Origin of the sequence: Actinoplanes derwentensis, assembly GCF_900104725.1 — a bacterium.
Lineage (GTDB): Bacteria > Actinomycetota > Actinomycetes > Mycobacteriales > Micromonosporaceae > Actinoplanes > Actinoplanes derwentensis.
Window position 1 is genome coordinate 5,879,981 of the sequence record NZ_LT629758.1, and the last position, 26,593, is coordinate 5,906,573.

A 26,593-nucleotide genomic window follows, 5' to 3' on the forward strand; every position below is an offset into this window, starting at 1 on the left:
TTCCCGACATCAAGGAGAGACGACATGGCTGCGATCAACGGCATCGGCTGGTTCCAGATCGGCACCGACCAGCCGCAGGAGGCCGAGCGGTTCTACGGCGGGCTGTTCGGCTGGACCTTCAGCGAGGCCGCCCCGAACTACCGGTTCGTCAGCACCCCGGACCCGGACGGCCCGCAGGGCGGTATCGCCGACACCAGCGGCGGCGGCCCGAACCACGCGGTCTTCTCGGTGCTGGTCGCCGACGTCGACGCGACCTGCGCGGCGGCCGAGGCGGCCGGCGGAAAGGTGCTGGTCAACCGGACCGCCGGCGAGGGGACCCGGATCGCCCACCTGCTCGACCCGGCCGGCAACCAGTTCCAGATCTACCAACCGCCGGCTAGCTGAGCGTCAACGGCCGCAGGCGGTGGGGGAGGTCGAGGTCGACCTCCGCCAGCGTCCGCGGCCGGACCGTCTCCCGGGTCGGAATCACCGAGGCGATCCGGTCCGGGCGGAACACCCGCACCGACTCGCGCAACCGGCACCAGGCGATCAGATACCACCGGCCGCGGGCCCCGACGTAACCCAGCGGCTCGATGTCGCGTGAGGTGACCCGGCCGTGCCGGTCGGCGTAACCGATCCGGAGCACGCAACCCACCGGGAGCGCGCCACCGGACAGCCGGGGCAGCTCGGCCGGCACCGTGTCACCGGTGAGCTGGATCCGGCCGGCCAGGTCGCGGGCCTCGGCCACGTCCTCCGGGCGCATCGCCGCGAGCAGTTTACGCAGCGCGCTCGCCGCCGGATGACGGAACGGCGTGCCCTCCATGCTCCGCAGGGCGAGCGCCATCGCGACCGCTTCCTCCGGAGTCAGGTTGACCGGCGGCAGGGTGTGCGCCCGGTCCAGGCAGTAACCACCGGTGCGGCCGGTCTCCGCGTAGATCGGGGTACCAGACTGCTGTAACGCCGAGATGTCCCGCTCGACGGTGCGCAGACTCACCTCGAAACGGCCGGCGAGCCAGCGGGCGCTGCGCGGCCGCGGGGCCACCGCCCGTAACTCCTCGACGAGGGCGTAGAGGCGATCGGTGCGGTTCACCCCCGGGACGCTAGCCCGGGGGTACGACGTTTTCTTACGCGATACAGGCGCAGACGATGATCGCCGCCCCGAAGTGGGAGGCCGCGCTGACCAGTGCTCCCGGGTGTTTCTCCTGGGTGCAGATGACCTCGCCGAGCTTGCCCGGGGTCAGCCAGTCCAGCACCAGGAAGGCCAGGCCCATGATCGCGATGCCGATCAGGCCGAACAGCACCGTCGACACCAGGCCCTGACCGAACGAGTCCCAGGTCGTGAAGATCGAGGTGAAGACGATCGCCGCGATACCGAGCTGGTTCGCCGACAGCAGCAGTGCGGCGTTCGGGTTCTTCTCGACCCAGATCAGGTCGCGCAGTTTGCCCGGGGTGAGCAGGTCGACCAGAACGAATCCGACCGCCATCAGCCCGATGCCGACCGCCCCGAACACTATGCTGCGCCCGGCGCCCTCGAGTAGATCCTCCAGCACGGCTTCTCCCTCATCATGTGTAGTCCGTCCAAGACCGTATCGGAGCCGATCTACCGCGTCGATCGGACGGCGGGACCCGCGGTGACGATTTTCCGTCAGGTGGCGCTGTACCAGGGGAGCCCGCATGCGGTGTGAGGGCGCAACGAGGGGGTCGGTGGTCTTCGGATGGTGGACGCGGAGGACCTCGACGCCGTCGTGATCGCGGCGCAGTCGGGTGATGAGGAGGCGTTCCGCCTGCTCTACCGCACCCAGCAGCCGGCGCTGCTGCGCTACCTGCGGGTCCTGGTCGGGGAGGACGCCGAGGACGTCGCCTCCGAGGCCTGGTTGCAGATCGCCCGGGACCTGCGGAAGTTCTCCGGCGACGGGGACGGTTTCCGGGGCTGGACCGCGACGATCGCCCGGCACCGGGCCATGGATCTGCTGCGGTCCCAGCGGCGCCGCCCACAGGCCGGGGTGCCGGTCGAGTTCCTGACCGACTTGAGCGCCGGTGACGACACCGCCGACCGCGCTCTGGAGCTGGTGACCACCGACGCCGCGGTCGCGATGATCGCGGCACTGCCGCCGGAGCAGGCCGAGGCGGTGATGCTGCGGGTGGTGGTCGGCTTGGACGCGAAGAGCACCGGGGAGATCCTCGGACGGCGGGCGGGCGCCGTTCGTACCGCCGCTTATCGGGGTTTGCGACAACTCGCGGCCCGCCTGGGCCAACCCGCGCACCCCCCTCCTGAGCAGCGCCGATCCGCCTCGTGGAGCGGCCCGGTGACAACTTCGGCGGCGCCGGCGCTGAAGGAGATGAGATGACCAGCCGCGAGGAGTGGACCCCGATGGACCGGACGACCGCAGAGAGTCTGCTGCGCGGCGACCGGACCGGGCATGCCCTCGACCGGGTGCTGGCCGCCGCACAGGCGCCCGCGACCGAGACGGAGCTGGCGGGTGAGGCCGACGCGATGGCGGCCTTCCGGGCCGCGGCACACGCGCCGGTGCCCCGCCGGAGACGGCCGTCGACTCTCCAGTCGTGCCTGGCCCGGATGATGACCCTCAAGGTCGCGGCGGTCGCGTTCGCCACCAGCGCGACGGTCGGCGGGGTGGCCCTGGCCGCGAACACCAGCACCCTCCACGACACCACGATCAGCGCGGCGGAGACCTCGGCCGCCACCACCGCGGCGGCGACCGCACCCGTGTCGCCGTCGCCCCGCTCCACCGTCACCGTCCCCTCGTCCGCGGCCGCGTCGCCGTCGGCGGTCCCGCCGAACCGGGCCACCGACCTGTGCACCGAGTTCCAGCGGGACGACGAACGCTTCCACGAGCAGGTGAAACGGGCCGGGAAGAACCGGGCCGAGGTGGAGCGGGCCTGCCGGGCCCGAGCCGGTTCACCGAACAAGTCGCCGTCCGCCCGGCCCACCCGGGACCGGACCGGCGGTCCGAAGCCCTCCGAACGGCCCTGGCCGGGCGGAGGTGGGAATGTGACCAGCAGCGCGGGACCGCGCCGCTGACACGAGCCGGCACTCGGCGGACCGGATCTGGGGAACGGGCGGTCCGCCGGGTGCCTTAACGGTCGGTCATCGGTTGGGTCGCCCCCACCCAGCTCCCGATGACCGCACCAGCCAGGCGGTGACGGCTCGGACACCGTCGCCGCCTGGCGCTTAACGCCAAGAAGGGCCCCTCTCGCGCGAGGGGCCCTTCTTGGTAAGTCGTTACTACAGCGCGCCCAGGTACCGCTGCCGCTCGTACGGCGTGACCTCGCGGCGGAACTGCTCCCACTCGGCCCGCTTGTTGCGCAGGAAGAAGTCGAAGACGTGCTCGCCGAGCACCTCGGCGACCAGCTCGGAGCCGGCCATCACGTCGATCGCCTCGGACAGGTTCTCCGGCAGCGCCTCGTAACCGGCGGCCTTGCGCTCGGCCGGCGACAGCGACCACACGTCGTCCTCGGCGCCCGGCGGCAGCTCGTAGCCCTCTTCGATGCCCTTCAGACCGGCACCGAGCATCACAGCGAAGGCCAGGTACGGGTTCGCCGCCGAATCGATCGACCGCACCTCGACGCGAGCCGAGCTGGGCTTACCGAACGCGGGCACCCGGACCAGGGCGGACCGGTTCAGGTGGCCCCAGCTCACGAACGCCGGCGACTCGGTGATCCGGTCCGGCAGCTGCAGCGGGAACAGCCGCTTGTACGAGTTGACCCACTGGTTGGTGACCGCGGTGATCTCCCGGGCGTGCACCAGCAGACCGGCGATGAACGAACGGGCCGTCTTGGACAGCTTCTGCGGGTCCTCGCTGTCGTAGAAGGCGTTGCGCTCGCCCTCCATCAGCGACAGGTGGGTGTGCATGCCGGAACCGGGCTGGTCGGTGTACGGCTTCGGCATGAAGGTGGCCCGGACACCCTGGGTGACCGCCACCTCCTTGACCACGTGCCGGAACGTCATGATGTTGTCGGCGGTGGTGAGGGCGTCCGCATACCGCAGGTCGATCTCCTGCTGGCCGGGCGCGACCTCGTGGTGGCTGAACTCGACCGAGATGCCGATCCGCTCCAGCGAGAGCACGGCCTGACGGCGGAAGTCACGGGCCACCGCGTGGGTGGTGTGGTCGAAGTAACCACCGGTGTCGACCGGAACCGGCACCGAGCCGTCGTTCGGCCCGTCCTGGATCAGGAAGAACTCGACCTCGGGGTGCGTGTAGAAGGTGAAGCCCTTCTCGGCGGCCTTGGCCAGGGCGCGGCGCAGCACGTGCCGCGGGTCGGCCCAGGCGGCACTGCCGTCGGGCAGCAGGATGTCGCAGAACATCCGGGCGCTCTCGCCGGAGACGCCACCCTCGAACGGGAAGACCTGGAAGGTGGTCGGGTCCGGCATGGCCACCATGTCGGACTCGAAGACCCGGGCGAAGCCCTCGATCGCCGAGCCGTCGATGCCGATGCCCTCTTCGAAGGCGGACTCCAGTTCGGCCGGGGCCACCGAGACGCTCTTGAGAGTGCCGAGCACGTCGGTGAACCAGAGGCGCACGAAACGGATGTCGCGCTCCTCGAGCGTGCGAAGCACGAACTCCTGCTGTCGGTCCACTGCCACCCCTAGTCCCGGATGTCTACCTATCGAGCCGAGACTACGCTGTTCACGGCATGTGACGTCGGCCTGGGTCAGGATCAAACCGGGCGGACAGGGGCCAGAATAAGGGCATGCCCACGCTGCGCATCGCCCTCGCCCAGGTGAACTCGACAGTCGGTGACATTCCCGGCAACGTCGCGGCGGTCCGCCGCTGGTCGCGGGAGGCGGCCGACGCGGGAGCGCATCTGGTGGCGTTCCCGGAGATGATGCTGACCGGCTATCCGATCGAGGATCTGGTCTTCCGCAACTCGTTCGTCGAGGCGTCCCGGCAGGCGCTCACCGCCCTCGCCGAGGGCCTGGCCGCCGACGGTCTCGGCGAGCTGGCGGTCGTCGTCGGCTACGTGGACGCCGACGGCCCGCCCGCGATCAGCTCCGCCGCGGTGCCCGGCTCCGGCCGGCGGGACGCGTCCGCGCTGCTGCACCGCGGGGCGGTCGTCGCCACCTACTACAAGCACCACCTGCCCAACTACGGCGTCTTCGACGAGGACCGCTATTTCGAGCCCGGCGACACCCTCACCGTGGTCCGGCTCGGCGGGGCCGACGTCGCTCTCACCGTCTGCGAGGACATCTGGCAGGCCGGGGGGCCGTTCAGCGCGGCGCGTCGGGCCGGCGTCGGGCTGGTGGTCAACATCAACGCCTCGCCGTACGAGTTGAACAAGGACGACGTCCGGCTGGCCCTCGTGCAGCGGCGCGCGATCGAGGCGGGGGCGGCGGTCGCGTTCGTCAACATGGTCGGCGGGCAGGACGAGCTGGTCTTCGACGGTGACTCGATGATCGTCTCGGCGGGCGGGGAGCTACTCGCTCGTACCGGCCAGTTCTCGGAAGAACTTCTGGTTCATGATCTTGAGCTGCCGGTAGCGGCGGACAACGCTCCGGCCCCGGACGGTCGCGACGGGATGATGATCGAGCGCTTTCTGGTCTCGGGCGACATCTCCGAAATCTCCGGCACCGCGGACGGCGGTATCGCCGACCGGCTCCCCGACCATGCCGAGATCTGGTCCGCCCTGGTCCTGGGCCTGCGCGACTACGTCGACAAGAACCGGTTCCGCTCGGTGATCTTCGGCCTGTCCGGCGGCATCGACTCCGCGGTGGTCGCCGCGATCGCCGTCGACGCCCTCGGCCCCGAGCGGGTGGTCGGCGTCTCGCTGCCCAGTGGCTTCTCCTCCGGCCACTCCAAGGACGACGCCGCCGACATGGCCAAACGCACCGGCCTGGACTACCGCATCGAGCCGATCCAGCCGATGGTCGACGCGTTCCTGGCGAACATGTCGCTCTCCGGCCTGGCCGTGGAGAACCTGCAGGCCCGGGTCCGCGGCGTGATCCTGATGGCGCTCTCCAACCAGGAAGGCCACCTGGTCCTGACCACCGGCAACAAGAGCGAGCTGGCGGTCGGCTACTCCACGCTCTACGGCGACTCGGTCGGCGGATTCAACCCGCTCAAGGACGTGCCGAAGACCATGGTGTGGCAGCTCGCCCGGTGGCGGAACACCCAGGGCGACCCGCCGATCCCGGAGAACTCGATCACCAAACCGCCGAGCGCCGAACTGCGACCGGACCAGAAGGACTCGGACTCGCTGCCCGACTACGAGATCCTCGACCCGATCATCAAGGGGTACGTCGACCACGACCTCGGCCGGGACGAGCTGATCGCGGCGGGCAACGATCCGGCGCTGGTGGACCGGACGCTGCGCATGATCGACCTGGCCGAGTACAAGCGGCGCCAGTCGGCCCCCGGCACCAAGATCTCCGGCAAGGCGTTCGGCCGTGACCGTCGTCTCCCCATTACGAACTTGTTTCGCGAGGGTGTGTAGAGGTGCAACGATGTGCGGACCCGGGGACCGCATCCGCGCGGCCTCGAGGGAGGAGTCAACGACATGTCGGAAATCCCGACCTTGTACGGGGGCCCGGCCACTCGCCGTGTCCGCACCCGTGACCTGATCAACGCCAAGGCCCGCGGCGACCGCTGGCCGATGCTCACGTCGTACGACATGTACACCGCCCAGATCTTCGAACAGGCCGGCGTGCCCGTCCTGCTCGTCGGCGACTCGGCCGCCAACAACGTCTTCGGCCACGAGACCACCATCCCGGTCACCGTCGACGAGATGTTGTCGCTGGTCCGGGGCGTGGTGCGGGCCACCAAGACCGCGCTGATCGTCGGTGACCTGCCGTTCGGCAGCTACGAGGAGAGCCCCACCCAGGCGCTGCGCACCGCCGTCCGCTTCATGAAGGAAGGCGGCTGCCACGCGGTCAAGCTGGAGGGCGGCATCCGGATGGCCCCGCAGATCGAGGCGATCACCGGGGCCGGCATTCCGGTGATGGCGCACATCGGCTTCACCCCGCAGCGCGAGCACACCATCGGCGGCTACCGGGTGCAGGGCCGGGAGAACGAGGGCGCCGAAGTGATCGCGGACGCCCGCGCGATCACCGAAGCCGGGGCCTTCGCCGTCGTGCTGGAGATGGTCCCCGGCGACGTGGCTAAGCAAATCACCAAGGAGTTGCCGATCCCCACGGTCGGCATCGGCGCCGGCCCCGACACCGACGCCCAGGTCCTCGTCTGGCAGGACATGGCCGGCCTGCGCACCGGCAAGATCCCACGGTTCGTGAAGCGCTACGGCGACCTGGCGGGCGCTCTCACCGAGGCCACCCGCCAGTTCGCCGACGAGGTCCGGTCCGGCGAGTTCCCGGCCCAGGAGCACACCTTCTAATTCGCGGGTACGGGGGAACGCCGAGCTTCCACCTCGCGTTCCCCTTCCTCCCGCCGTTTCTTCGTCCGCCCCTGGTGTGTTTCCCTTTGGCCCGCCCGGCTCTGCACGCCGCAGCCTTCAGCCCGGCGCCGCCGCCTTCAGAGGCGTTCGAAGCCGACCGTCCGGGATGCCGGGTCGGCGGCCGTCAAACGCACCCGGATCCGCTGCCCGAGCGGCAGATCCCCGAGACATTTGGCCCGCACCGCCGGATCGTCGAGAGCGATACTGCCGCCGGCCGGCCGTTTCGCCGACGGCTCGTCCCGGTCAAGCACCGCGGCGTCGAACTCCTCCCCGACCCGCCCCTGCAACAGCACCGCCTCAGTCAGGTCGATCGCCCCCCGGTCAGCCGCCGAGGCGACCCGATCGGTCGACGACATGGCCTTGGGCAGACGGGGCAACGCGGCGGTCACCCACTCCGGAACCGCCCGCCCGGCATGCAGCGCCAGACAGATCTCCGTCGCGTACCGATCCGCAAGCCGCCGCAGCGGAGCCGTCACATGCGCGTACGGCGCCCCCACCCCACCATGCCCCGCATCCGCCGTCCCCGGCACAGCCGACAGCCCACTCCCGTTCCGTCCGGCCTCCGCCGACCCGGCCGGAAGTGCGGTGGCGTCGAACGCGGTGTAGCCGGCGCCTCTCAGCAGCTCAGCCGCCTGGTCGAGGAAGGCGGCCCCGCGCGGATCCGCCGGATCGACGGCGGCCACCACCACACCGACGGCCGCCCCGTCCGGCCAGGAGATTCCGAGCGGCTCAGCCGCGGCCCGCAGCTTGGCGACGGCCTCCGGTCTCGGCGACGGCATGGTCCGCAACAGCCCGACCCCGCCACCGAGCATGATCCGAGCCGCGGCCATACCGGTGAGCAGGGAGATCTGCGCGTTGTACTCCTCGATCGGCAACGGCGCCCGAAGCACCAGCCGCCATCCGCCCCCGGCTTCGTCCCGCTCGACCTCCTGCGACGGCAGCGGAAGGTTCACGGCCCCACGATCAGCGGCCCGGCGAGCCAGCAGCCCCCCGATCTCCGGCAACAGCGCCAGAGCCTCCGGCGCCTCACCGGCGTCGATCAGGCGCTGTACCCCCGCATAGTCCAGCTTGGCCCGGCTCCGGATCCGCCCCCGCTCCACGTCGACGGCCACCATCGCCCCGTCACCGTCGAGGTCGATGGTCCAGACGACCGCGGCACGCTCGACCCCCGGCAGCAGGCTGACCGCGTCCTCACTGAGCACCGGCGGATGCAACGGAATCCGCCCGTCCGGCAGATAAATGGTCTGCCCCCGAACCCAGCTCTCCGCCTCAACAGCCCCACCGGGCCGAACATAGGAGGCGACGTCAGCGATCGCGTAACAAACCCGGTACCCGCCACCGTCGAGCCGGCTCAAATGCATGGCCTGATCAAGATCCCGGGACTCGGCCGGATCGATGGTCAGAAATTCGATACCGGTCCGATCCACCAACGGCAACGGGGTGGCCCGTACCGCCTCCCCCGCTTCCGCAAGCACCGCCCCCGGAAACTCCTCCGGCAACCCCAGTTCCCGCCGCAGTCCCGAAAAGTCAATCTGCGGCGCCACCACCCGTTTGATCGGCACGCCCCATTCCTACCAGCCCCACCCCGGACTCTTCGCTGACACCGTCCACCGAAGGACGAGTCGACACAGAAAAGCGGCGTGCCTCCGGTCCCCCGACCGAAGCCACGCCGCCACTCTGATGAGCCACCGATTCCCGCCGCCGCTCCTACCGGCGACGGGCAGGTGCCCGAGACGCCTTGACCGGCTCACCGTCGGCGGTGCCACGAGCACTTCGAGCACTTCCCGGCGTACGCCCGGAACCCCCCACCCCCGAATTGGCCCCCGAGGTACGCGAGACCCGCCCCGCCTTGGCAGCATTACCGGCCACTTTGCCAGCCCCCGCCGCCACCGACTTGTTGACCGCCCGCCCAGCCCCGCCACTCCGGGAGTTGCCGGCTTTCCCGCTCGCCGCCCCGCCTCCCGACGCCGCAGCCCGCCCCGGAACAGCCTTGGCTCCAGCTTTAGCCACAGACTTCCCAGACGCTTTGGCAACAGGTTTCACCACCGCAGCCTTGGCAGCATTCCCCCTGCCCCCAGCCCCGGCCCCGTTAGCCGCACCAGCTCGGGATCCCCCAGTCGCAGAAGCCCTGGTCCCCGCCGTCTTAACCGCGCTAACCCGAGTAGCCCCAGCCACAGCCGCCTTAGCCGCAGTCGCCTTGGTCCCAGTCGCTTTGGTCCCCGTCGCCTTGGCCGCAGTCGCCTTGGCCCCCGCCGCCTTGGCCCCCGCCGCCTTAGCCGCACTCGCCCGGGTCGCTTTAGCCGCACCTACCTTGGCCCCAGTCGCTTTAACCGCACTCGCCCTTACTGCAACAGGCGTCGCGACCGCCTTCCCAGAAGCGGTCTTAGCCCCTGCAGCCTTGGCTCCCGCCGCTTTAGTCCCGGCCGCCTTGACTCCGCCTGCTTTGACAACCGGCCCCTTGGCCGGAGCCGCCTTAACGGCTGCTGCCTTGGAAGCTGTCGCTTTAGCCGTCGTCGCCTTAGCAGCAGTGCCCTTCGCAGCAGTCGCCTTGACCGCAGCACTCTTAGCCGGACCAGCCTTCGCGGCGGCCGACTTCGCCACCGTGGCTTTGCCAGCCGCCGCCTTACTGACCGGAGCCTTACCCGGAACCACCTTGCCCGGCCTCGCACCTCGACTATTCGTGGCCGCAGCAGCTTTAGCCGCACTGGCCTTGGCCGCACCAGCCTTAGCCGCACCGGCCTTAGCCACAGCCGACTTCACCGGAGTCGCCTTGGCAGCGGCCCTCTTAGCGGTCGTCTTAGCAGCGGTCGTCGCCGAAGACGCGGCCCTGGCCAGAGAGTTTCCGCCCATTGCCGTCTTCTTCGCCGCCACCTTCTTCGCGGGTGCAGCCTTCACGGGTGCAGCCTTCGCCACCGCACCAGCCCGAGCCACAGAACCACGACCCGCAGTGCCAGCAGCCGTAGCCTGCTTGGCCCCGCCCGCTGTCGTGACCCGCTTGGCCCCGCCCGCTGTCACGGCCTGCTTAGCCCCGGTTGCTTTGACGCCGACCGCTTTGCCCCCACGAGTTCCGGCGGCCGTCGCCTTACCAGCAGCGGTCTTACCCGCAGCAGTTCCAGTACCGGCCGACTTGGCCACCGTCGCCTTAGCTGCCGTCGTCTTAGCCCCCGCAGTCTTTCTTACGGTCGCCCCGCCAACGGTCGTCCCAGTCGCAGCGGCCCTACCTGCAGTGGTCCTACCCGCCGTGGCCTTACCCGCAGCGGCCCTAGTCCCAGCCGTCTTGGTCGCCTTCGCCCCGGCGGATTTGGCACCAGTGGCCCTTGTCGCGGTAGCACGAGAAGATGCCACCTGAGCAGTCCCTGCCCTCGACGTGCCGACCTCAGTGGCACTCGCCTTAGCAGCACCCGTCTTAGAGGCCTTCGCCTTCGTAGCTCCCGCTTTGGTGGCACCCGCCTTCAGAGCGGTCGCTTTGGCGGTAACGCCCGTCGTCTTGGCAGCAACCCCGGTGGTCCCAGCACCGGCAGTCCTAGCACCGCCCGCCCTGACTTCGGACGTCCTGGTATCGGACGCCGCGATTCTCGATCTCGTCGGTCTGGTCGAGGTCGGTTTGGAAGCCGCAGACTTGGCAAGGCTCTTCTTCGGAGCATCCGACCCATCAGCAGCCGCCTTCAGCCCACCAGTTCGGGTCTCCGAACCCGCAGCCTTCGAACCAGCCGCCCTCGTGCCGGTCGCCCTCGTGCCGGTCGCTCTCGTCCCAGTCGACCTCGTACCGGCTGGCTTGGCAGCACCGGTCTTGGTTCCAGCGCGAGTGGCAGCAGGCCTTCGGGGCGTCTCAGAACGAGACGAGCTCCTGCCGGAGCCGGCAGCCACGACCGGCCTGGCCGCGGTCACCTCATGGTCGGAAGTGGTCACCTCGTCGCCGCGGTCCGCTACCGGTCCGGTCGCCTCAGCCAGGTCATCATCGAACTCATCGTCCCCAAGTTCGTCGTCCTCAAGGTCGTCATCGTCGAGACCGTCGTCGCCAAGGTCGCCGTCGAGGTCGTCATCGCCGAGGGCATCGGCATCGCGGGTCTCGTCGAGATCGGCTGAAGCAGGGCCGCTGCGGTGGAGGTCGTCGGCGACTGGGTCGCTGTCCATCCCGCCCAGGCCGCCAGCAATGACTCCGGTGGAGGCGGTGGCGATGCGGCGCCGGAGTTCGTCGGCGGTGACCGGTTCGGTGGATTCGCCGGTTTCGGCGGGTGCCAGGTCGCGGCCGTCCGAACCGGAGATGCGGGCGAGGGTCGACACCCACCCCGATTCGACGGCGTCGGCCGGGCCGGTGTAGTCCGATCCGGAACCGTCCTCGCCAGCGGGATCGTCGGCGCCGAGTACCTCCAGGTCCGGGCGGTCGGCACCCCACTGGTCGGAATCCTGGTCCGGGTGTGCCGGGCCAGGATTCTTCGGGAACCAGCCACCGACGAACGTCTTGTCGGTCAGTTTCCCGGCGTCGACCGTGGCCTCTTCACCATCGTCCTGAAGACCGGAGAAAAGCTGATCCGGGCGAATACTATCGGCCGGGTACGCGGCGGCACGGGTCGCGGACTTCTCGTCCCGTTCACCGCCCCCGGTGGAAACGGTCACCTGGTTCCGCGGCAGGCTGCCCATGGCTGCCGCCACACGCCGTGAACCACCGGCACCCCCCGCAGCGGCGGACTGCCCGACACGGCGCCTCCGGGTCTCGGACCCGATCAGTACCGTGACCCCACTTCCAGCCGTCCCACCACCGCTCTTACCAGCAGACCGCCGCGCACCCGTGACACCGCCGTTACTGCTGCTGGTGCCGCCAGCGCTGCCGCTCTTCGTTCCGCCGCTCTTGGTTCCGCCAGTCCTGATAGGCCCGCCGACTGTCTCTACAGGCTGCCGTTTCGAGGACCGCTTGAACGCGACCACGTTCTCAGCACCGCCTGGCCCAGCACCCGCTTTCCTAGCCGAGCCCTTCCCAGCAACAGCAGTCCTGGTACCAGCATTGCTAGCAACAGCGGTCGTAGTACCAGCCACGGTTTTCCCGGTACCGGCCTTCCCGGTACCGGCCTTACCAGCGGGGACCTTTCCGGTACCGGCCTTTCCCATCCCAGCCTTCGCGGAGGCTTTCGCCACGGCGGGTTTCCCCGCGGTGCTCCTTCCAGCAGTAGCCGCCAAAACGACGGTCTTGCCTGCCGTGCGCTTGGTGGCCACATTCGTGGAAGCGGTGTTCTTGGAACCCGGGCTCTTTCCGGCCGCACCCTTCACCGCAGCGCTTTTCCCCGCCAACGCCTTCGCGGCAAGGCTCTTGGCGGCCGGAGCCAGCACGACGGTCTTCCCGGTCAACGCTTTGCCGCCCGCGACCTTGCTGACCGCACCTTTGCCAGCCGAGGCTTTGCCAGCCGAGGCTTTACCAACCGGTGCTTTACCAACCGGTGCTTTAGCGGTCGAGGCTTTAGCGGTCGAGGCATTGCCGACCGGCGCCTTCGGGGTCGTGACCTTCCCGATCGACGCGGTCGTGGTCTTTCCCACTGGCGCTTTCGCGGTAGCGGGCTTCGACGATCCGACCTTCGCGCTGGTACGGGTGGAAGCCCCAGTACCCCCGGAAGCGACCTTGCCCGTGGACGCAACCTTGCCCGTGGGTTTGGTGGACGCCGCGGAACGGCTCCTGGATTTGGGTGCGATCGTCTCGGTCTCGGCAGCCGCCCGGGCTGAGACGACCCGAGCAGGGCGAGTCTTAGTCGCCGCGACTGCACGACCGACGGGCCTCTTTGCTGAAACGGAGGCCGCGCCGAGCTTTCCACCGGTCCGCTGAGCAGTGATTTTCCCGGCGCTGACCGTCTTCACCGCAGTGGTTCCGGCCTTGCTCGTCTTGGCAGCGACTACCGAGGTCTTGGAAAGGGCCACCGACGGTTTGGCAGCAGATGCCAAGGTCTTGGTGGCCGACTTCGCAGGGTCTTTCGCCGGGGCCGACTTAGTGGCAGCGGACCTGACAGCGGCAGACCTGGCCGCGACGGGCTTGGCAGGAACGAGCTTGGCAGCGACGGGCTTGGCGGCAACAGGCTTGGCGGTAACAGGCTTGGCGGTAACAGGCTTGGCGGCAACAGGCTTGGCGGATGCCGTCTTGGCCGGGCTGGCCTTACTGCCGCTTCGCGATGTCGCAGGAAGCCGGGGCTTCACGATTCCAGCAGTACCGGTCGCCGCTTTTCCTCGACGTGGCTGGGAGGCGACAGCACTCTTGATGGCTCCGGCACTCTTGGTTGCGCCCACGTTCCTGGTAGGGACCGTGCTCTTCGCGGTCCTGGTCGAACTCGGGACCTTGGCCGCGACCTGCTTCGAAGCCACCGACTGTTTCGAAACTGCAGCCCCGCCCTGCCTCACCACTGCGGCCTTCTTGACCGGCCCGGTCGGCTTCCCTTTGACCGGAACCGACTTAGCGGCAACCGACTTGGCGGCGGTCACTTTGGCAACGGCCGACTTGGCGGCGGCCGGCTTGGCAACAGCGGCAGCGGCAGCGGCAGCGGCAGCGCGAGCCCGGGACGGTTGAGCGGCAGCGGAGGCGGACCGGGTGGTGGAGCGGGCGGCCTGCCGGGGTGCGGTTCCCGTGGTGGACTTGGCGGTGACGGTGGAGTGGTCACCCGTACCAGCGGCGGGGTTGGATCTGGGTTTTGGGCCCGTGCCGGAGGCAGCGGGCCTGGTCGAGGCCTTTTTGGCAGCGGGCATCGAGGTGTTCCTTTCGAATGACTGCGGGCACGTCGGCGCCGGGTGTGGACACGCCGGGAGCGGCGCTCGACGTCAGCTGGCTTCCCCTGTCCAGCGGGCGTCCTCGGCATCCCACTCGGCATTGCGCTTCTCGACCGTCTCGAGTGCCCGCGTCGCTTCGTCAGCCGTGGCGTAGGGACCGAGCCGGTATTGAGCGGGGCACACGTCGTCGCCGCTCTCCACCCGGTGGTCGCGGAGGCACCAGAAGTAGCCCGTTCCGCCCAGCCCACTGTCGTTCATTCCATCACTCTGCCGCCAAAACCGTCCATGTGCTACCGATTCAGGCAAAATGTCCCGGATTTCCTTTATGGAGCACGCGACCGGGCATAAAAAACCGCCCCGGCCGGAATCGGCCGGGGCGGTGAGGAAGCATCAGCCGATCTCGGAAGCCACCAACTCGGCGATCTGGACGGCGTTCAGCGCCGCCCCCTTGCGGAGGTTGTCGTTGGAGATGAAGAACGACAATCCGTTCTCCGCGGTGGGGTCGACCCGGAACCGGCCCACGTAGGACGGGTCACGGCCGGCCGCCTGGAGCGGCGTGGGCACTTCGGAGATCTCGACACCGGGTGCGGACGCCAGGATCTCCCGAGCCCGCGCCGGGGAGACCGGGCGGCTGAACCGGGCGTTGACCTGGATGGAGTGACCGGTGAAGACCGGCACGCGCACGCAGGTGCCGGAGACCAGCAGGCCGGGCAGGTCGAGGATCTTGCGGCTCTCGTTGCGGAGCTTCTGCTCCTCGTCGGTCTCGAAACTGCCGTCGTCGACGAACGAACCGGCCTGCGGGATCACGTTGAACGCGATCGGCTCCGGGAACACCTTGGACTCGGGGAACTCGACCGCCGAACCGTCGTGGGTGAGCTCGGTGGCGCGGTCCGCGACCTTCTTGATCTGCTCGTCGAGCTCGGCCACACCGGCGAGCCCGGCACCGCCGACCGCCTGGTAGGTGGTGGCGATGAAGGAGACCAGCCCGGCCTCGTCGTGCAGCGGGCGCAACACCGGCATGGCGGCCATGGTGGTGCAGTTCGGGTTGGCGATGATCCCCTTCGGGCGCACCCGAGCCGCGGCCGGGTTTACCTCGGCGACGACGAGCGGGATCTCCGGGTCCATCCGGAACGCCGACGAGTTGTCGACGATGACCGCGCCGGCCTCGGCGAACCGGGGCGCGTACTCCAGGGAGCTGCCCTTGCCCGCGGAGAAGAGCACGATGTCGAGGCCGGAGTAGTCGGCCGTGGCGGTGTCCTCGACGGTCACCTCGCCGTCGCCCCACTCGATGGTGCGGCCCGCGCTGCGCGCGGAGGCGAAGAGCCGGAGCTCGGAAACAGGGAACTGGCGCTCGGCCAGGATGCGGCGCATGACGCTGCCCACCTGTCCCGTCGCCCCGACGATACCGATCCTCATAGGCACCAAACTACGGCCTGAACAGCGAGTAAAGAAATCAGGTTGCTCAAATAATGGGAACCGTATCCCACATTTGAGGACAACGGGCTTAGCGTGAGTGCCATGGCGACCTACACCCATGGACACCACGAGTCGGTCTTGCGCTCGCACCGCTGGCGCACCGCAGAGAATTCGGCGGCCTACCTTCTGCCGCATCTTTCCTCCGGAATCTCACTGCTCGACGTCGGATGCGGCCCCGGCACCATCACGGCCGACCTGGCAGCGCATGTCACACCCGGCCGGGTAGTCGCACTGGAGCAGACCGGGCCGGCGCTCGACCTGGCCCGCGCGGAGATCGAGCGGCGCGGCCTGACCGGCGTCGAGTTCGCGGTCGGCGACGTGCACGCGCTGGACTACCCGGACGGGACCTTCGACGTGGTCCACGCCCACCAGGTGCTCCAGCACGTGACCGATCCGGTGGCCGCGCTGCGCGAGATGCGCCGGGTCACGAAGAAGGGCGGCGTGGTGGCGGCCCGCGACAGTGACTACGCGGCGTTCACCTGGTTCCCACAGCTGCCGGAGCTGGACGGGTGGCTGGCCCTCTACCAGCGGGTGGCCCGCGGCAACGGCGGCGAGCCGGACGCCGGGCGGCGGCTGCTGTCATGGGCACGGGAGGCCGGGTTCACCGAGGTCACCGCGACGGCCAGCGTCTGGTGTTTCGCCAACGACGAGGACCGGCAGTGGTGGGGCGGAATGTGGGCGGAGCGCATCCTAAAATCTGATATGTCGGAGATGTCACGCAAGGCCGGAGCTTCGGCAAGCGAACTCCAGCACATCTCGGCAGCCTGGCGACGCTGGGCCGACGACCCGGACGGCTGGATGATCATCCCGCACGGCGAGGTCCTCTGCCGGGCTTGAACCCCATCAAGACGGCGGCCGGTACGCCCAGTGCCAGGACTCGCGGGGCACGTTCTCCACGTAGCCGTAGTTCTTGCCGTTCTTGCGCATCCAGGAGAGGGCGTCGGAGTTGAGATCGAGGTCGGTGGCCATACCCCAGCCGTGTTCGCTGGTACCGGGCTTGGCCGCCAGCCCACCCTGGGAGTAGAGGCCTTTACGCCGGGCCAGGTCGACCTGCTCCTCGTACGGCCGGTAGGAGTCGGTGATGCCGATCTTGACACCGTCACGTTTGGCATCGTCGATCATCCGGGTCAGCGACTGGGCGGCCGGCGCCCAGAGTTTGTGGTTGGTGTCGCCGACCTGTCCGAGTGCTTCCGCGGGGATCTTGCCGTTCCCGTACGCGACAAGATCCTCCGGAATGCCCTTGCTGTTCAGTTTGTAACTCTTGTCGGCACCCTGGTTGGCCGCGACGGCACTCCGCAACTGGCTCGCGAAACTCCCCTGAGCGGGGGCCGCGCCACCCCGGGCCGCAGCCGGCCCGGTAGTGGTCGTGGCCTGCTGACCCTGCAGCGCGAGGATCCGGCTCTGGATATTCGCGATGCGCGAATTCACTCCCTCGATTCCCACGCCTTCTCGTTCGGCGAGCCGGCCGGAAACTGAGGGGCAACCCGAAAAATACTCAGGAAGCCGGGGCCAGATCGATCGTGTGCTGGGTGTGGGTCACCTTGGCCTGCAGGTAGCGCACGTTCGCCGGGGAGGCGTGCACCGCCGTCGGCCGGACCGCCCGCACCTCGACGCCCAGGTCCCGCAACTGCCGGCACTTGTCCGGGTTGTTGGTGAGCAGGTCGATGGCGTCGGCGCCGAGGGCTTCCAGCATCTGCGCGGCGGCGGTGTAGTCCCGCTCGTCGTCGGCATGACCCAGAGCGCGATTGGCCTCGTACGTGTCCATCCCGGTGTCCTGCAGCGCGTAGGCGTCGAGCTTCGCGTACAGCCCGATGCCCCGGCCCTCCTGCCGCAGGTAGAGCAGGTAGCCGCCGGTTTCGGCGATCCGCTCGACCGCCTCCCGGAGCTGGGGACCGCAGTCGCAGCGCTGCGAGCCGAAGACGTCGCCGGTCATGCACTCGGAGTGCAGGCGGACCAACGGCACTTCAGCAGTCGCGACGTCGCCGAAGGCGAGCGCGAGATGCTCCTTGCCGTCCGACAGACCGGTGAAGGTCACCACCTCGGCGGTGGCACGGTACCCGTCGGGGAACTCGAGCGGAACGGTGACGCGAGTACGAACCGGCATGCCCTCTCCCTGTGCACTTGACACTTCAAGTACGGATCGACCGTACGCGCCGGTTCATGAGGTGACCAAGGTCGCTGGTCACACCACAAGATCAACAGGGTTGGTGTTGGCCCCGCAGAGCAGAACGACCACCCGCTCCCCCGGCTCCGGCCGATAGGCCCCGGAGATCAGCGCGGCCTGCGCGGCGGCGGTGCCGTGCTCGACCACGATCCGATGCTCGTCCCACAGGTCACGGCGGGCCTCGACGATCGCGGCATCGGTGACGAGGACCGATTCGATCTTGGCGGCCACCGCGGCCTCGAAGGCGATGTCTCCGATTCGCCGGGCACCCAGCGAGTCGGCCGCCACCCCGGAGACCGGCACATCCACCGGGGCGCCCTCCTCCAACGCCGCAAAAAGCGCACACGCGGTGACCGGCTCGACAGCGACTACACGTTTTGATCGATTTGTCGCGGCGATCACCCCGGCGATCAAGCCACCACCACCCACCGCGACCAGGATCGTGTCGAAGTCCGGCAGTTCCCCCACGAGCGTGCCGTTGCCCGCGACCATCGCCGCGTCGTCGTAGGCGTGGCAGAACAACGCCCCCGTCTCCTCGCCCCGGACCACCGCCGCCGCGTAGGCCTCGGCGTACTCCGTCCCCTGCCGCACCACCCGGGCACCCAGCTTGCCGAGCTTCGCCACCTTGACCGCGGGCGCGGTGACCGGCACGAACACCTCGGCGGCGATCCCCAGTTCCCGGGCCGCGTACGCGGCGGCGAGCCCCGCGTTACCGCCGGACGCCGCGATGATCCCGGCGGCCGACGGGTTCCCGGCGAGGATCTGGTTGAACATGCCACGCGTCTTGAACGAACCCGCGTGCTGCAGGTACTCCAGCTTGAACCACCGGTCCGGCCCCGCCGCCACGGTCGGCGTCCGCCGGATCCGGCCGTCGATGCGCTTCGCCGCCGCCTGGACGTCCGACAGATTGATCACGAAACCAGCCTAGGCCACGCTCCAGGAGACCCGGCTCGACGGAACCGGTAAACGCTCACCGACCAGGCGGGCCAGGTCCAGTAATCGGTTCGAGAAGCCCCACTCGTTGTCGAACCAGCCCCGCACCTTCACCCCGCCGTCGGCGGTGGTCTGCGTGCCGGACGGGTCGAACAGGCAGGACGCCGGATTGTTCTTCACGTCGACCGACACGGTGGGGTCCGGGTCGTACGCCAGGATCCCGCGAAGCGGCCCGGCCGCCGCCTCGGCCATCGCCCGGTTGACCTCCTCCGCCGTCACCGGCCGGCCGGTCGTCCCGGAGAGTTCGGCGAGCGAACCGATCGGGGTGGGCACGCAGTAGTAGCTGTAGCGCATCTCGCCGATCTCCGGCAGCGCCACCCGGACCAGGTCACCGACCACGTAGTTGTGCGGGATGATGCTCTCCCCGGCGGCCCGGCCGAGCCGTGGATCGTCCCGCGACGTGGCGATCGCCGAGTCCTGCACGCGCTGCCAGCCCTGGGCGGCCAGGATCACCGACGTGTTCACCGAGCCCAGCCCGAACCGGTCGAGCAGCACCTTCGCCATCACGGTGAGCGCGTTGACCCCGCACGACGCCGGGGAGACCACGTCGTGGCCGACCGGATCGTACTTCTGATGGTTCGCGCCGAAGACCAGGAACGCGTCGGGATCGTCGGCCGAGGCGCTGATCACCACCTTGCGGGCACCACCGTGGGTGATGTGGTGCCGGGCGGTGGTGCCGGCCCGGAACCGGCCGGTCGCCTCGATCACCACGTCCACCCCGTGGTCGGCCCACGGGATCCGCTCCGGACGCTCGTGATGGAAGGCTTGAATGGCATGATCGTTGACCACCAGATAGTCCCCACGCGCGGCCACCGTGCCCGGGAACGCACCCCGGATGCTGTCACGGCGCAGCCCGTAGGCCAGTTTCTCGGTGGATGCGATGTCGTTCACCGCGGCGATCTCCACACCGGCGTCTGGCATGGCGGCCACGATCCGGGTCAAACTTCGGCCGATCCGCCCGAGTCCATTGATCCCGATCGTGACAGTCATCGAGCGCTCCTCGATATTGTTTACTTTGTCAGCATTTCTCCCGTGACTTGACCGCACCCACTCACACCAGGGTCCACCAGCCGTCACGGTACCGACACTATGAGTTGTGCAAGTTGCACGTCAACGGACGACATTCTCACACCCCGCGAGTGAACGCCGCCGAAACCCCGGAAGGCACAGTGGACGACCGTCCGTCATGCTGGGAGCGTGCCCGTCCTCGTCTCCCACGCCACCGCCGACGAACCGTGGGCACAGTGGATCGCCGGCGCGCTGCGTGCCGCCGGCTACGAGACACGGCTCGACCCCGCCGACAGCGCGTTCGCCGCCCGGCTCAGCGGCACCCACCTCGACGGGGGTCACGTGCTCCTGCTCCTCTCCGCCGAACACCGCGCCACCCACGCCGACTGGACCCTGCTCGCCCAGACCCCGGCCCTGGTGGGACGACTGTTCACGGTGCGCCTCGACGCCGCCGGAACGCCGCGGCCACTGCATGCGATCCCCGGCCGTAGCCTGCACGGACTCGACGAGGAGGACGCCCTCGAAACGCTGCTCACCCTGACCGGCGGAATCCCCCGGAAAAACATCGGCGAACCAGGTTTACGGCCCACCGCCGGGTGGTAATCGCACGGCCTCCCCCACGACGACCCACGATTTCCGGTACGCCCGTCGAAAGCCGCCGCCCCGACCTCCCCCGCCACCGGCCGGGTGACCCTACCGTCGCGATGACGCTCCGAAACGGAGATCAGCCGATGTACCCAGCGTGACGACCCACCTCAGGACAGGCCGCAACCGCGGATCGGCGCACCCGTAGGATGGTGGCGCGACGGACGAGTCGGCTGGGCGGTCGCGTCGGCATCCCTCACGGGGTGCCGCCGAGGAACGTCCGGACTCCGTAGAGCAGGGTGGTTGTTAATGGCAACCCGGGGCGACCCGCGGGAAAGTGCCACAGAGAACAGACCGCCGGCACGCGCCACGGTGCGGAGCCGGTAAGGGTGAAACGGTGAGGTAAGAGCTCACCAGCACCCCGGGTGACCGGGGTGGCTAGGTAAACCCCACCCGGAGCAAGGCCAAGTAAGGCCACTGCCGCAAGGCGATGGCTGGCGCAGGCGTTCGAGGGCTGCTCGCCCGAGCCTGCGGGTAGGCCGCAAGAGCCTGTCGGCAACGGCAGGCCGAGATGGATGACCGCCTCCGGTGACCCAGGTCACCGGGACAGAATCCGGCGTACCGGCCGACTCGTCCGTCGCCCCACAGGGCTACATCCGGATCATCGACTGCTCCGGGGCCCGGTGGGCACCGGAGGGCTCCAGCTCGACCCGGCCCTGGGTGAGGAAACGGTCGAGTTCTGACTGGTCGATGGCCTCTTTGTCGGCTCGGGCCTTGGCCCGTTCGGCGGCTCGGGCGGCCTTGGTCCGGGCCACCTCGTCGGCCGCCTCCTGTTTGGCCCGCCGGGTGGCAGCGGCTTTCGCCGCCCGCGCCCGCGCCACGTCGGGGTCGAGTTTTCCCTTCGGCCGGACTTCGGTGATCACTTCGACTTCGCGGGCCTCGATGGCGGCGAAGTCGGGCCTGATCTTCGCGGCGACCCATTCGACGCCGGCGACCAGGCCCACCACCAGCGCGAAGATGACGCGCAGCCCGAACGGGCCGGGGGCAGCGAAGTTCACCGCCGCGGAGATGACCACCACGACGGACAGGATCTTCATGGCGGCTCGTTTGGCGTCGACGGCCATGCCCGCAGTCTGGGTGATCGTCAGCATGGAGAGCATGGCCAGGTCGAAGACGCCCGGCACGATCCACGCGAACATGCCGGCACCGAGCGACGCCAGGTAGTGGGCCTGGTGCAGGTAGCTGGCGGCGAGGGCACCGATCAGGATCAGGTTGTTGGCACGTTTGATGGTCCGGATCGCCCTGATCATGCCGGGCACCGCACCCTTGGCGTACTCGGTGGCGAACTGCTGCGTCAGGGTATGAGTCGGCAACGCTGAGGCTCCTCCGGGGTGACGGCCGGGGCAGAACGGCCGCATTGGGACTTCAGGGGCGGCGCCGGACACGACGCTACCGGAGCTTCAGCACTATTCGGGCCAATACGGAAATTCATCTCGCGTATGCCCAAGGCGGGCGCGTATCCGGAGAACGCGCCCGCCGAAAGAGCAGCGGCCTCAGGTGGACGAGACGCTACTGACCGGAGCGACCCGCGGATCGTTCTCGTCGGCGAAGTAGTCGTCGAGCGCCGTACCGTCCGTACCCTCAGGTGTCTTGGCGGCGCGCAGCGCAATGGTGACGACCACCGCGACCAGCGCGTTGACCAGAACCGCCACGAACCCGACGTAGATCGTCTTCTTGGTGTCGAAACCGAACTCGGCCAGCGGGAAGGCCGAGCCGCCGAAGTGCAGCCGCCCGGTGACCGCGTTGGGGATCTGCCAGAGCATCCAGAAACCCAGCGACATCCCGGCCGCCCAGCCGGCGATCAGGGCGCCCCGGTGCAGCCACCGGGTGTAGAGACCGACCACCACGGCCGGAGCTGTCTGCAGGATGATCACGCCGCCGATGAGCTGCAGGTCGATGGAGAACTGCGGGTCGAGGAAGATGATGCAGGCGACCGCCCCGACCTTCACCACCAGTGACGTGATCTTGGCGACGTTCGCCTCCTGCGCCGGGGACGCGTCCTTGCGCAGATACTCCTTGTAGATGTTGCGGGTGAACAGGTTCGCCGCGGCGATCGACATGATCGCGGCCGGGACCAGCGCGCCGATCCCGATGGCGGCGAAGGCGACCCCGGTGAACCACGCCGGGAACTGCTGGTCGAACAGCAGCGGCACGACGGTGTTGCTGTCCACACTGCCGGGTTTCGCACCGGGCAGCGGTTTCACCCCGGCGGCGATGGCCATGTAGCCGAGCAGCGCGATGAGCCCGAGCAACAGGCTGTACGCCGGGAGCGCGCTCATGTTCCGCTTGATCACGTCCCGGTTCTTGCTGGCCAGGACGCCGGTGATGCTGTGCGGGTAGAGGAACAGGGCGAGCGCCGACCCGACAGCCAGGGTGAAGTACTGCAGCTGGTTGTTGGCGTTGAGGATGATCCCGTCGTTGGGTGCCGGTGACGCCTGGAACTTCGCGTCGGCGGCGTCGAAGATCGCACCCCAACCACCGAGTTTGTACGGCAGCCAGATGATCGCCACCAGGATCACGATGTAGATCAGGGTGTCCTTGACGAACGCGATCAACGCGGGCGCCCGCAGCCCCGACTGATAGGTGTAGGCGGCCAGGATCGCGAACGCGATGATGATCGGCAGATGCCGGGCGACCGCACTCTCCCCGGTCATGCCCATGGTCTTGAGGACCGCTTCGATCCCGATCAACTGCAGGGCGATGTACGGCATGGTCGCCACGATCCCGGTGATCGCGATGACCAGGGCGAGCAGCGGCGAATCGAACCGGGTGCGGACGAAATCGGCCGGCGTGACGAACCCGTGCCGGTGCGACACCGACCAGAGCCGGATCAGGATGAGGAAGAAGAGCGGATAGATCACCACGGTGTACGGCACCGCGAAGAACCCGGCGGCCCCCGCTCCGAAGACGAGTGCCGGCACGGCCACGAAGGTGTACGCCGTGTAGAGGTCACCGCCGACCAGGAACCAGGTGACCCAGCCGCCGAAACTGCGCCCGCCCAGCCCCCATTCGTCGAGGTGGGCCATGTCCTTGGGCGCCCGCCACCGGGACGCGACGAAACCCATCACACTGACCAGCAGGAACAGCAGAGTGAAGACGATGATCTCGGTGATGTGCTCGCTCATGACCGGCTCCGCTTGGTCATCTGGTACACGATCGTCGTAGTGGTGACGCCGAGCAGGATGAAGGCGAACTGGAGCCAGTAGAAGAGTGGGAAGCCGCCTATCCGCGGCTCGACATCGTTGTACAGGAATGTCAGCAGCGGCACCACGAACGGCACCACCAACAGCCAGTTCCAGGGACTTCTATCGCTACGGGGACGTTCCGGCTCAGCCATGAGGACTCCTTGGTCCAACATTTCATGTGCGTTACGTCACGCTAACGACACATCGGACTGCCGGGCGATCCCAAGTGCGCCGAACGGGTGTGGCGGTGCGCCGAACGGGCACACCACCACATCGACGAACTCCGATTACCGAAGGTGTGCGGTCTCGTTCACCGAGCGGACCGCGATGTTGCCGTCCGGCCACACGTCCATCGTCGACACTCCGGCCGCGTCCAGGAACAGCCGGTGCAGGAAGGCATCCCCCGCGGCCAGCGCATCCCGCAGGATCAGCTTGATCGGCGACACATGCGAGACAAGGACGACGACCTTTCCCGGGTACGCCTGGAGCACGGTCGCCAAGGCACCCCGCACCCGTTTCGCGACCGTCTGGAACGACTCCCCCTCCGGCGGGGCGACACTCGTGGACGCCAGCCAGGCGTTCATCTCGTCCGGCCAGCCCTCCTGCACCTCGGCGAAGGTCTTGCCCTCCCAGACACCGAAGTCACACTCGATCAGGTCATCCATGATCGTCACGGGCAGGCCACCCGCCGCGTCGGCGATGTGCTGCGCGGTCCGCCGGCACCGCAGCAGCGGCGAACTCAGCACCGCGCCGATCTCCGGGGAGATCCCGGCCACCCGGCCGGCCGCGGCCATCGCCTGTGCCTCGCCCTCGTCGGTGAGCGGCACATCGCCGCGCCCCGAGTACCGGCCCGCCGTGGTCATCGGCGTCTCACCGTGCCGAACCAGGATGATCCGGGTCGCCTCACTCAGCGAGGCCGGCGGAGCCCAGGACTTCGGGGTCTCCTTGACCGGGGGACGCTCGTCGACCGGGGGACGCGCTTCGACCGGGGGACGCGCTTCGGTGGCGATGCCCGCGGCCTCGTCCATGGCCCGGTTCGCCAGCGCGTCGGCCGCCTTGTTGCGCTCCCGCGGGATCCACTCGTAGGTGACCGCGGCGAACTTACCCACCAGCGCGGCCGCCTCGGCGGCGAGCGGGCGCAGACCGGCGTTCTTGATCTGCCAGCGGCCGGACATCTGCTCGACGACCAGTTTCGAGTCCATCTTCACGGCGACCCGTTCGGCGTTCAGCTCGGCCGCCGCCCGCAGCCCCGCGATCAGCCCCGAGTACTCCGCCACGTTGTTGGTGGCGACACCGAGCGTGTCGAACCGCTCGGCCAGCACCTCGCCGGACTCGGCGTCCCGGACCACCGCGCCGTACCCCGCCGGTCCGGGGTTCCCCCGAGAGCCACCGTCCGCCTCGATCGTGACCTTCAGTCCGCTCACAGGCCGGACTCCGCGGTCCGGACCATGATCCGGCGGCATTCCTCGCAGCGGACCACTTCGTCCTTGGCCGCCGCCTTCACCCGGTGCAGGTCGGCCCCGTAGAGCTCGATCCGGCAGCCACCACAGCGGCCCGCGTAGAACAGCGCCGCACCCAGGCCGCTGTCGGTACGGATCTTCTCGTACAGGGTGACCAGGTCCTCGGGCAGATCCGCGGCGAGCGGCCCGCGGGCCTGCTTCTTGAACTCCAGCTCCTTGGCGATCTCCGCCCACGCCGCGTCCCGGCGGTGCTCGGCGTCCGCACGGCGCTCGGCCGTGGTACCCAGCTTCGCCTGCACCCTGGTCAGCGTCGCCTCGGCGGTCTCCCGCTGCTCCATCAGCTCCAGCTCGGCGTCCTCCAACTCGGACTGCCGGCGGTTCAGCGTGGTCAGCTCGTGCTGCAGGCCCTCGACCTCACGCAGTGAGCCACCCGCTTCCAGACGCTTCTGGTCCTTGTCCTTGCGCTGCCGGACCTGGTCGATGTCCTTCTCCAGCCGGGCGATGTCCCGGTCCAGGTCGTCGACGACCACCTGGGCGCGGACCCGCTCGTCCTCCAGCGCGGCGATCTCCCGCGCGACCGCGTCGATCTCGGCCAGCTCGGGCAGCGACTTCCGCTTGTGGGCGAGCTGAGCCAGGGTGGTGTCGATGGTCTGCAGGTCGAGCAGACGACGCTGGGCTTCCGGGGCGGCCTTCACGGGCGGATCTCCAAATCATTGCGAATCGCATGGACGGTCCAGGGGTCGGTGTCCAGGTCCGACACCAGCACTTCGACGCCGAACTCCGCGCGTAACCAGACCGCCACGTCATCTAGCCAGGGCCGCTCACTCGCCCAGTGGGCGACGTCGAGCAGGGCCGGGCCACCGGCCGCGAGATGCTCGCTCACCGGATGATGCCGAAGATCGGCACAGAGGTACGCGTCGGCACCCGCCCGGACGGCGTCGGCCAGAAACGAGTCGCCCGCGCCACCGCAGACGGCGACCGTGCTGATCAGGCGCTCCGGATCGCCGGCCGCCCGCACTCCGGCCGTGGTCGCGGGCAGCCGCTGCGCCACGAACCGGGCCAGCTCGGCCAGGGTCAGCGACGCCGGCAGGGTGCCGATCCGGCCCAGGCCACGGCCCGCTCCGGCGGCCGCGCCGGTGGCCGGCACCAGCGGCCGCAGCCCGGTCAGATCCAGCCGGGCGGCGAGCGCGTCGGAGACGCCGGGGTTGGCGACGTCGGCGTTGGTGTGCGCGGTGTAGAGCGCCACACCGGCCCGGATCAGCCGGTGCACGAGGGCGCCCTTGAACGTGTCGGGCGCGATCGACGAGACCGGTTTCAACAGGAGCGGATGGTGGGCGACGATCAGGTCGGCACCGGCGTCGAGCGCCTGCTCCACGGTCTCCGGGACGCAGTCGACGACGCACAGGACACGGGACACCGGATGGTCGAACTCACCGAGCACCAGTCCGACCCGGTCCCAGGACTCCGCCCAGTCACGCGGGTAACGCGAGTCCAGGGCATCCACCACGGCTCGGACGGTGCAGTCGGTCACGAGTGCA

The 26,593-nt window shown here is 69.1% G+C and carries 26 protein-coding genes, 1 other RNA gene and 1 pseudogene; 12 read left to right on the forward strand and 16 right to left on the reverse strand.

Annotation, left to right across the window (positions count from 1 at the left end):
- Positions 1–24 precede the first annotated feature (24 nt).
- Positions 25–384, forward strand: a complete 360-nt coding sequence (locus BLU81_RS25835) for a VOC family protein (protein ID WP_092547045.1) — start codon at positions 25–27, stop codon at positions 382–384.
- Here the strand turns inward: BLU81_RS25835 and BLU81_RS25840 are convergent.
- Both BLU81_RS25840 and BLU81_RS25845 read right to left on the reverse strand, forming a co-directional pair.
- Positions 377–1,069, reverse strand: a complete 693-nt coding sequence (locus BLU81_RS25840; RefSeq protein WP_092547046.1) for a helix-turn-helix transcriptional regulator — start codon at positions 1,067–1,069, stop codon at positions 377–379. The two genes, BLU81_RS25835 and BLU81_RS25840, sit on opposite strands and share 8 nt — an antisense overlap.
- 34 nt (positions 1,070–1,103) lie before the next feature.
- A complete protein-coding gene (locus BLU81_RS25845) occupies positions 1,104–1,529 on the reverse strand; it encodes a DUF350 domain-containing protein (RefSeq protein WP_092547047.1) in 426 nt (141 codons plus the stop codon).
- Between the two features lie 165 nt (positions 1,530–1,694).
- Here BLU81_RS25845 and BLU81_RS25850 point away from each other — a divergent pair, with 165 nt between their 5' ends.
- Both BLU81_RS25850 and BLU81_RS25855 read left to right on the forward strand, forming a co-directional pair.
- On the forward strand, positions 1,695–2,327 hold the full coding sequence (locus tag BLU81_RS25850; RefSeq protein WP_092547048.1) for an RNA polymerase sigma factor: 633 nt from the start codon (positions 1,695–1,697) through the stop codon (positions 2,325–2,327).
- Positions 2,324–3,019 (forward strand): hypothetical protein, encoded by a 696-nt coding sequence (locus BLU81_RS25855; protein WP_157751784.1) that lies wholly within the window; start codon positions 2,324–2,326, stop codon positions 3,017–3,019. Before BLU81_RS25850 ends, BLU81_RS25855 begins: the two co-directional genes overlap by 4 nt.
- Positions 3,020–3,223: 204 nt before the next feature.
- On the opposite strand, the gene glnA is transcribed toward BLU81_RS25855, so the two are convergent.
- Positions 3,224–4,576 (reverse strand): type I glutamate--ammonia ligase, encoded by a 1,353-nt coding sequence (gene glnA, locus BLU81_RS25860; RefSeq protein ID WP_092547050.1) that lies wholly within the window; start codon positions 4,574–4,576, stop codon positions 3,224–3,226.
- 113 nt (positions 4,577–4,689) lie between these two features.
- Here glnA and BLU81_RS25865 point away from each other — a divergent pair, with 113 nt between their 5' ends.
- Both BLU81_RS25865 and panB read left to right on the forward strand, forming a co-directional pair.
- Complete coding sequence (locus BLU81_RS25865) at positions 4,690–6,429, forward strand: NAD+ synthase (protein ID WP_092547051.1); 1,740 nt, start codon at positions 4,690–4,692, stop codon at positions 6,427–6,429.
- Positions 6,430–6,492: 63 nt separating this feature from the next.
- A complete protein-coding gene (gene panB / locus BLU81_RS25870; protein WP_092547052.1) occupies positions 6,493–7,323 on the forward strand; it encodes a 3-methyl-2-oxobutanoate hydroxymethyltransferase in 831 nt (276 codons plus the stop codon).
- A 137-nt stretch (positions 7,324–7,460) separates the two neighbouring features.
- On the opposite strand, the gene BLU81_RS25875 is transcribed toward panB, so the two are convergent.
- Complete coding sequence (locus BLU81_RS25875; protein WP_092547053.1) at positions 7,461–8,945, reverse strand: RNB domain-containing ribonuclease; 1,485 nt, start codon at positions 8,943–8,945, stop codon at positions 7,461–7,463.
- A 118-nt stretch (positions 8,946–9,063) separates the two neighbouring features.
- Between BLU81_RS25875 and BLU81_RS52135 the strand changes: the two are divergent.
- The 4 genes and pseudogenes from BLU81_RS52135 to BLU81_RS25890 all read left to right on the forward strand — a co-directional run.
- A pseudogene (locus BLU81_RS52135) lies at positions 9,064–10,830 on the forward strand (hypothetical protein); the annotation flags it as partial.
- Positions 10,831–11,274: 444 nt separating this feature from the next.
- Entirely contained in the window at positions 11,275–11,469 is a 195-nt protein-coding gene (locus tag BLU81_RS49970) for a hypothetical protein (protein ID WP_092547054.1), read from the forward strand.
- A 15-nt stretch (positions 11,470–11,484) separates the two neighbouring features.
- Positions 11,485–12,045, forward strand: coding sequence for a hypothetical protein (locus tag BLU81_RS25885; protein ID WP_092547055.1), 561 nt, complete (start codon positions 11,485–11,487; stop codon positions 12,043–12,045).
- Positions 12,046–12,586: 541 nt separating this feature from the next.
- A complete protein-coding gene (locus tag BLU81_RS25890) occupies positions 12,587–13,195 on the forward strand; it encodes a hypothetical protein (RefSeq protein WP_157751785.1) in 609 nt (202 codons plus the stop codon).
- 980 nt (positions 13,196–14,175) lie between these two features.
- Here the strand turns inward: BLU81_RS25890 and BLU81_RS25900 are convergent.
- Both BLU81_RS25900 and BLU81_RS25905 read right to left on the reverse strand, forming a co-directional pair.
- Entirely contained in the window at positions 14,176–14,382 is a 207-nt protein-coding gene (locus tag BLU81_RS25900; RefSeq protein ID WP_092547058.1) for a hypothetical protein, read from the reverse strand.
- A gap of 132 nt (positions 14,383–14,514) precedes the next feature.
- Positions 14,515–15,540, reverse strand: coding sequence for an aspartate-semialdehyde dehydrogenase (locus BLU81_RS25905; RefSeq protein ID WP_092547059.1), 1,026 nt, complete (start codon positions 15,538–15,540; stop codon positions 14,515–14,517).
- A 102-nt stretch (positions 15,541–15,642) separates the two neighbouring features.
- On the opposite strand from BLU81_RS25905, the gene BLU81_RS25910 reads away from it, so the two are divergent.
- Positions 15,643–16,437: a class I SAM-dependent methyltransferase gene (locus BLU81_RS25910; protein ID WP_092547060.1), complete on the forward strand. Its 795-nt coding sequence runs from the start codon at positions 15,643–15,645 to the stop codon at positions 16,435–16,437.
- A 6-nt stretch (positions 16,438–16,443) separates the two neighbouring features.
- Here BLU81_RS25910 and BLU81_RS25915 read toward each other — a convergent pair whose 3' ends face one another.
- The 4 genes from BLU81_RS25915 to BLU81_RS25930 all read right to left on the reverse strand — a co-directional run bounded on the left by BLU81_RS25915 (position 16,444) and on the right by BLU81_RS25930 (position 19,747).
- A complete protein-coding gene (locus BLU81_RS25915; RefSeq protein WP_092547061.1) occupies positions 16,444–17,043 on the reverse strand; it encodes a M15 family metallopeptidase in 600 nt (199 codons plus the stop codon).
- A gap of 52 nt (positions 17,044–17,095) precedes the next feature.
- Positions 17,096–17,704 carry a GTP cyclohydrolase II gene (locus BLU81_RS25920; protein WP_092547062.1) on the reverse strand — a complete coding sequence of 203 codons (609 nt, stop codon included), beginning with the start codon at positions 17,702–17,704 and terminating at the stop codon, positions 17,096–17,098.
- A gap of 78 nt (positions 17,705–17,782) precedes the next feature.
- Positions 17,783–18,679 carry a threonine/serine dehydratase gene (locus BLU81_RS25925; protein WP_092547063.1) on the reverse strand — a complete coding sequence of 299 codons (897 nt, stop codon included), beginning with the start codon at positions 18,677–18,679 and terminating at the stop codon, positions 17,783–17,785.
- Positions 18,680–18,688: 9 nt separating this feature from the next.
- The gene (locus tag BLU81_RS25930; protein ID WP_092547064.1) at positions 18,689–19,747 is read right to left on the reverse strand and encodes a type I glyceraldehyde-3-phosphate dehydrogenase; all 1,059 of its coding nucleotides are present in this window, start codon (positions 19,745–19,747) and stop codon (positions 18,689–18,691) included.
- A gap of 207 nt (positions 19,748–19,954) precedes the next feature.
- On the opposite strand from BLU81_RS25930, the gene BLU81_RS25935 reads away from it, so the two are divergent.
- Complete coding sequence (locus BLU81_RS25935) at positions 19,955–20,368, forward strand: toll/interleukin-1 receptor domain-containing protein (RefSeq protein ID WP_092547065.1); 414 nt, start codon at positions 19,955–19,957, stop codon at positions 20,366–20,368.
- Positions 20,369–20,575: 207 nt separating this feature from the next.
- Positions 20,576–20,987, forward strand: an RNA gene (gene rnpB / locus BLU81_RS25940) — RNase P RNA component class A.
- Positions 20,988–21,000: 13 nt separating this feature from the next.
- On the opposite strand, the gene BLU81_RS25945 is transcribed toward rnpB, so the two are convergent.
- From BLU81_RS25945 to BLU81_RS25970, 6 genes are all read right to left on the reverse strand, one after another.
- Positions 21,001–21,723 carry a hypothetical protein gene (locus tag BLU81_RS25945; RefSeq protein WP_231953509.1) on the reverse strand — a complete coding sequence of 241 codons (723 nt, stop codon included), beginning with the start codon at positions 21,721–21,723 and terminating at the stop codon, positions 21,001–21,003.
- Between the two features lie 180 nt (positions 21,724–21,903).
- Positions 21,904–23,535, reverse strand: coding sequence for a monocarboxylate uptake permease MctP (gene mctP / locus BLU81_RS25950; protein WP_092547067.1), 1,632 nt, complete (start codon positions 23,533–23,535; stop codon positions 21,904–21,906).
- Positions 23,532–23,747 carry a DUF3311 domain-containing protein gene (locus BLU81_RS25955; protein WP_092557634.1) on the reverse strand — a complete coding sequence of 72 codons (216 nt, stop codon included), beginning with the start codon at positions 23,745–23,747 and terminating at the stop codon, positions 23,532–23,534. The genes mctP and BLU81_RS25955 overlap by 4 nt, the downstream gene beginning before the upstream one ends.
- A 135-nt stretch (positions 23,748–23,882) precedes the next feature.
- On the reverse strand, positions 23,883–25,019 hold the full coding sequence (locus tag BLU81_RS25960) for a bifunctional RNase H/acid phosphatase (protein WP_092547068.1): 1,137 nt from the start codon (positions 25,017–25,019) through the stop codon (positions 23,883–23,885).
- Complete coding sequence (locus BLU81_RS25965) at positions 25,016–25,750, reverse strand: zinc ribbon domain-containing protein (RefSeq protein WP_092547069.1); 735 nt, start codon at positions 25,748–25,750, stop codon at positions 25,016–25,018. Before BLU81_RS25965 ends, BLU81_RS25960 begins: the two co-directional genes overlap by 4 nt.
- The gene (locus tag BLU81_RS25970; protein WP_092547070.1) at positions 25,747–26,586 is read right to left on the reverse strand and encodes a Nif3-like dinuclear metal center hexameric protein; all 840 of its coding nucleotides are present in this window, start codon (positions 26,584–26,586) and stop codon (positions 25,747–25,749) included. The genes BLU81_RS25965 and BLU81_RS25970 overlap by 4 nt, the downstream gene beginning before the upstream one ends.
- Positions 26,587–26,593 lie beyond the last annotated feature (7 nt).

What these genes read in the sequence shown, in the direction of transcription:
- BLU81_RS25920 (WP_092547062.1), bottom strand. Translation starts at nt 17,704, where the DNA reads ATGCCGGTTCGTACTCGCGTCACCGTTCCGCTCGAGTTCCCCGACGGG.
- BLU81_RS25855 (WP_157751784.1), top strand. Translation starts at nt 2,324, where the DNA reads ATGACCAGCCGCGAGGAGTGGACCCCGATGGACCGGACGACCGCAGAG.
- BLU81_RS25835 (WP_092547045.1), top strand. Translation starts at nt 25, where the DNA reads ATGGCTGCGATCAACGGCATCGGCTGGTTCCAGATCGGCACCGACCAG.
- BLU81_RS25910 (WP_092547060.1), top strand. Translation starts at nt 15,643, where the DNA reads ATGGCGACCTACACCCATGGACACCACGAGTCGGTCTTGCGCTCGCAC.
- BLU81_RS25955 (WP_092557634.1), bottom strand. Translation starts at nt 23,747, where the DNA reads ATGGCTGAGCCGGAACGTCCCCGTAGCGATAGAAGTCCCTGGAACTGG.
- BLU81_RS25900 (WP_092547058.1), bottom strand. Translation starts at nt 14,382, where the DNA reads ATGAACGACAGTGGGCTGGGCGGAACGGGCTACTTCTGGTGCCTCCGC.
- BLU81_RS25905 (WP_092547059.1), bottom strand. Translation starts at nt 15,540, where the DNA reads ATGAGGATCGGTATCGTCGGGGCGACGGGACAGGTGGGCAGCGTCATG.
- BLU81_RS25930 (WP_092547064.1), bottom strand. Translation starts at nt 19,747, where the DNA reads ATGACTGTCACGATCGGGATCAATGGACTCGGGCGGATCGGCCGAAGT.
- BLU81_RS25865 (WP_092547051.1), top strand. Translation starts at nt 4,690, where the DNA reads ATGCCCACGCTGCGCATCGCCCTCGCCCAGGTGAACTCGACAGTCGGT.
- panB (WP_092547052.1), top strand. Translation starts at nt 6,493, where the DNA reads ATGTCGGAAATCCCGACCTTGTACGGGGGCCCGGCCACTCGCCGTGTC.
- mctP (WP_092547067.1), bottom strand. Translation starts at nt 23,535, where the DNA reads ATGAGCGAGCACATCACCGAGATCATCGTCTTCACTCTGCTGTTCCTG.
- BLU81_RS49970 (WP_092547054.1), top strand. Translation starts at nt 11,275, where the DNA reads ATGGTCGGAAGTGGTCACCTCGTCGCCGCGGTCCGCTACCGGTCCGGT.
- BLU81_RS25850 (WP_092547048.1), top strand. Translation starts at nt 1,695, where the DNA reads ATGGTGGACGCGGAGGACCTCGACGCCGTCGTGATCGCGGCGCAGTCG.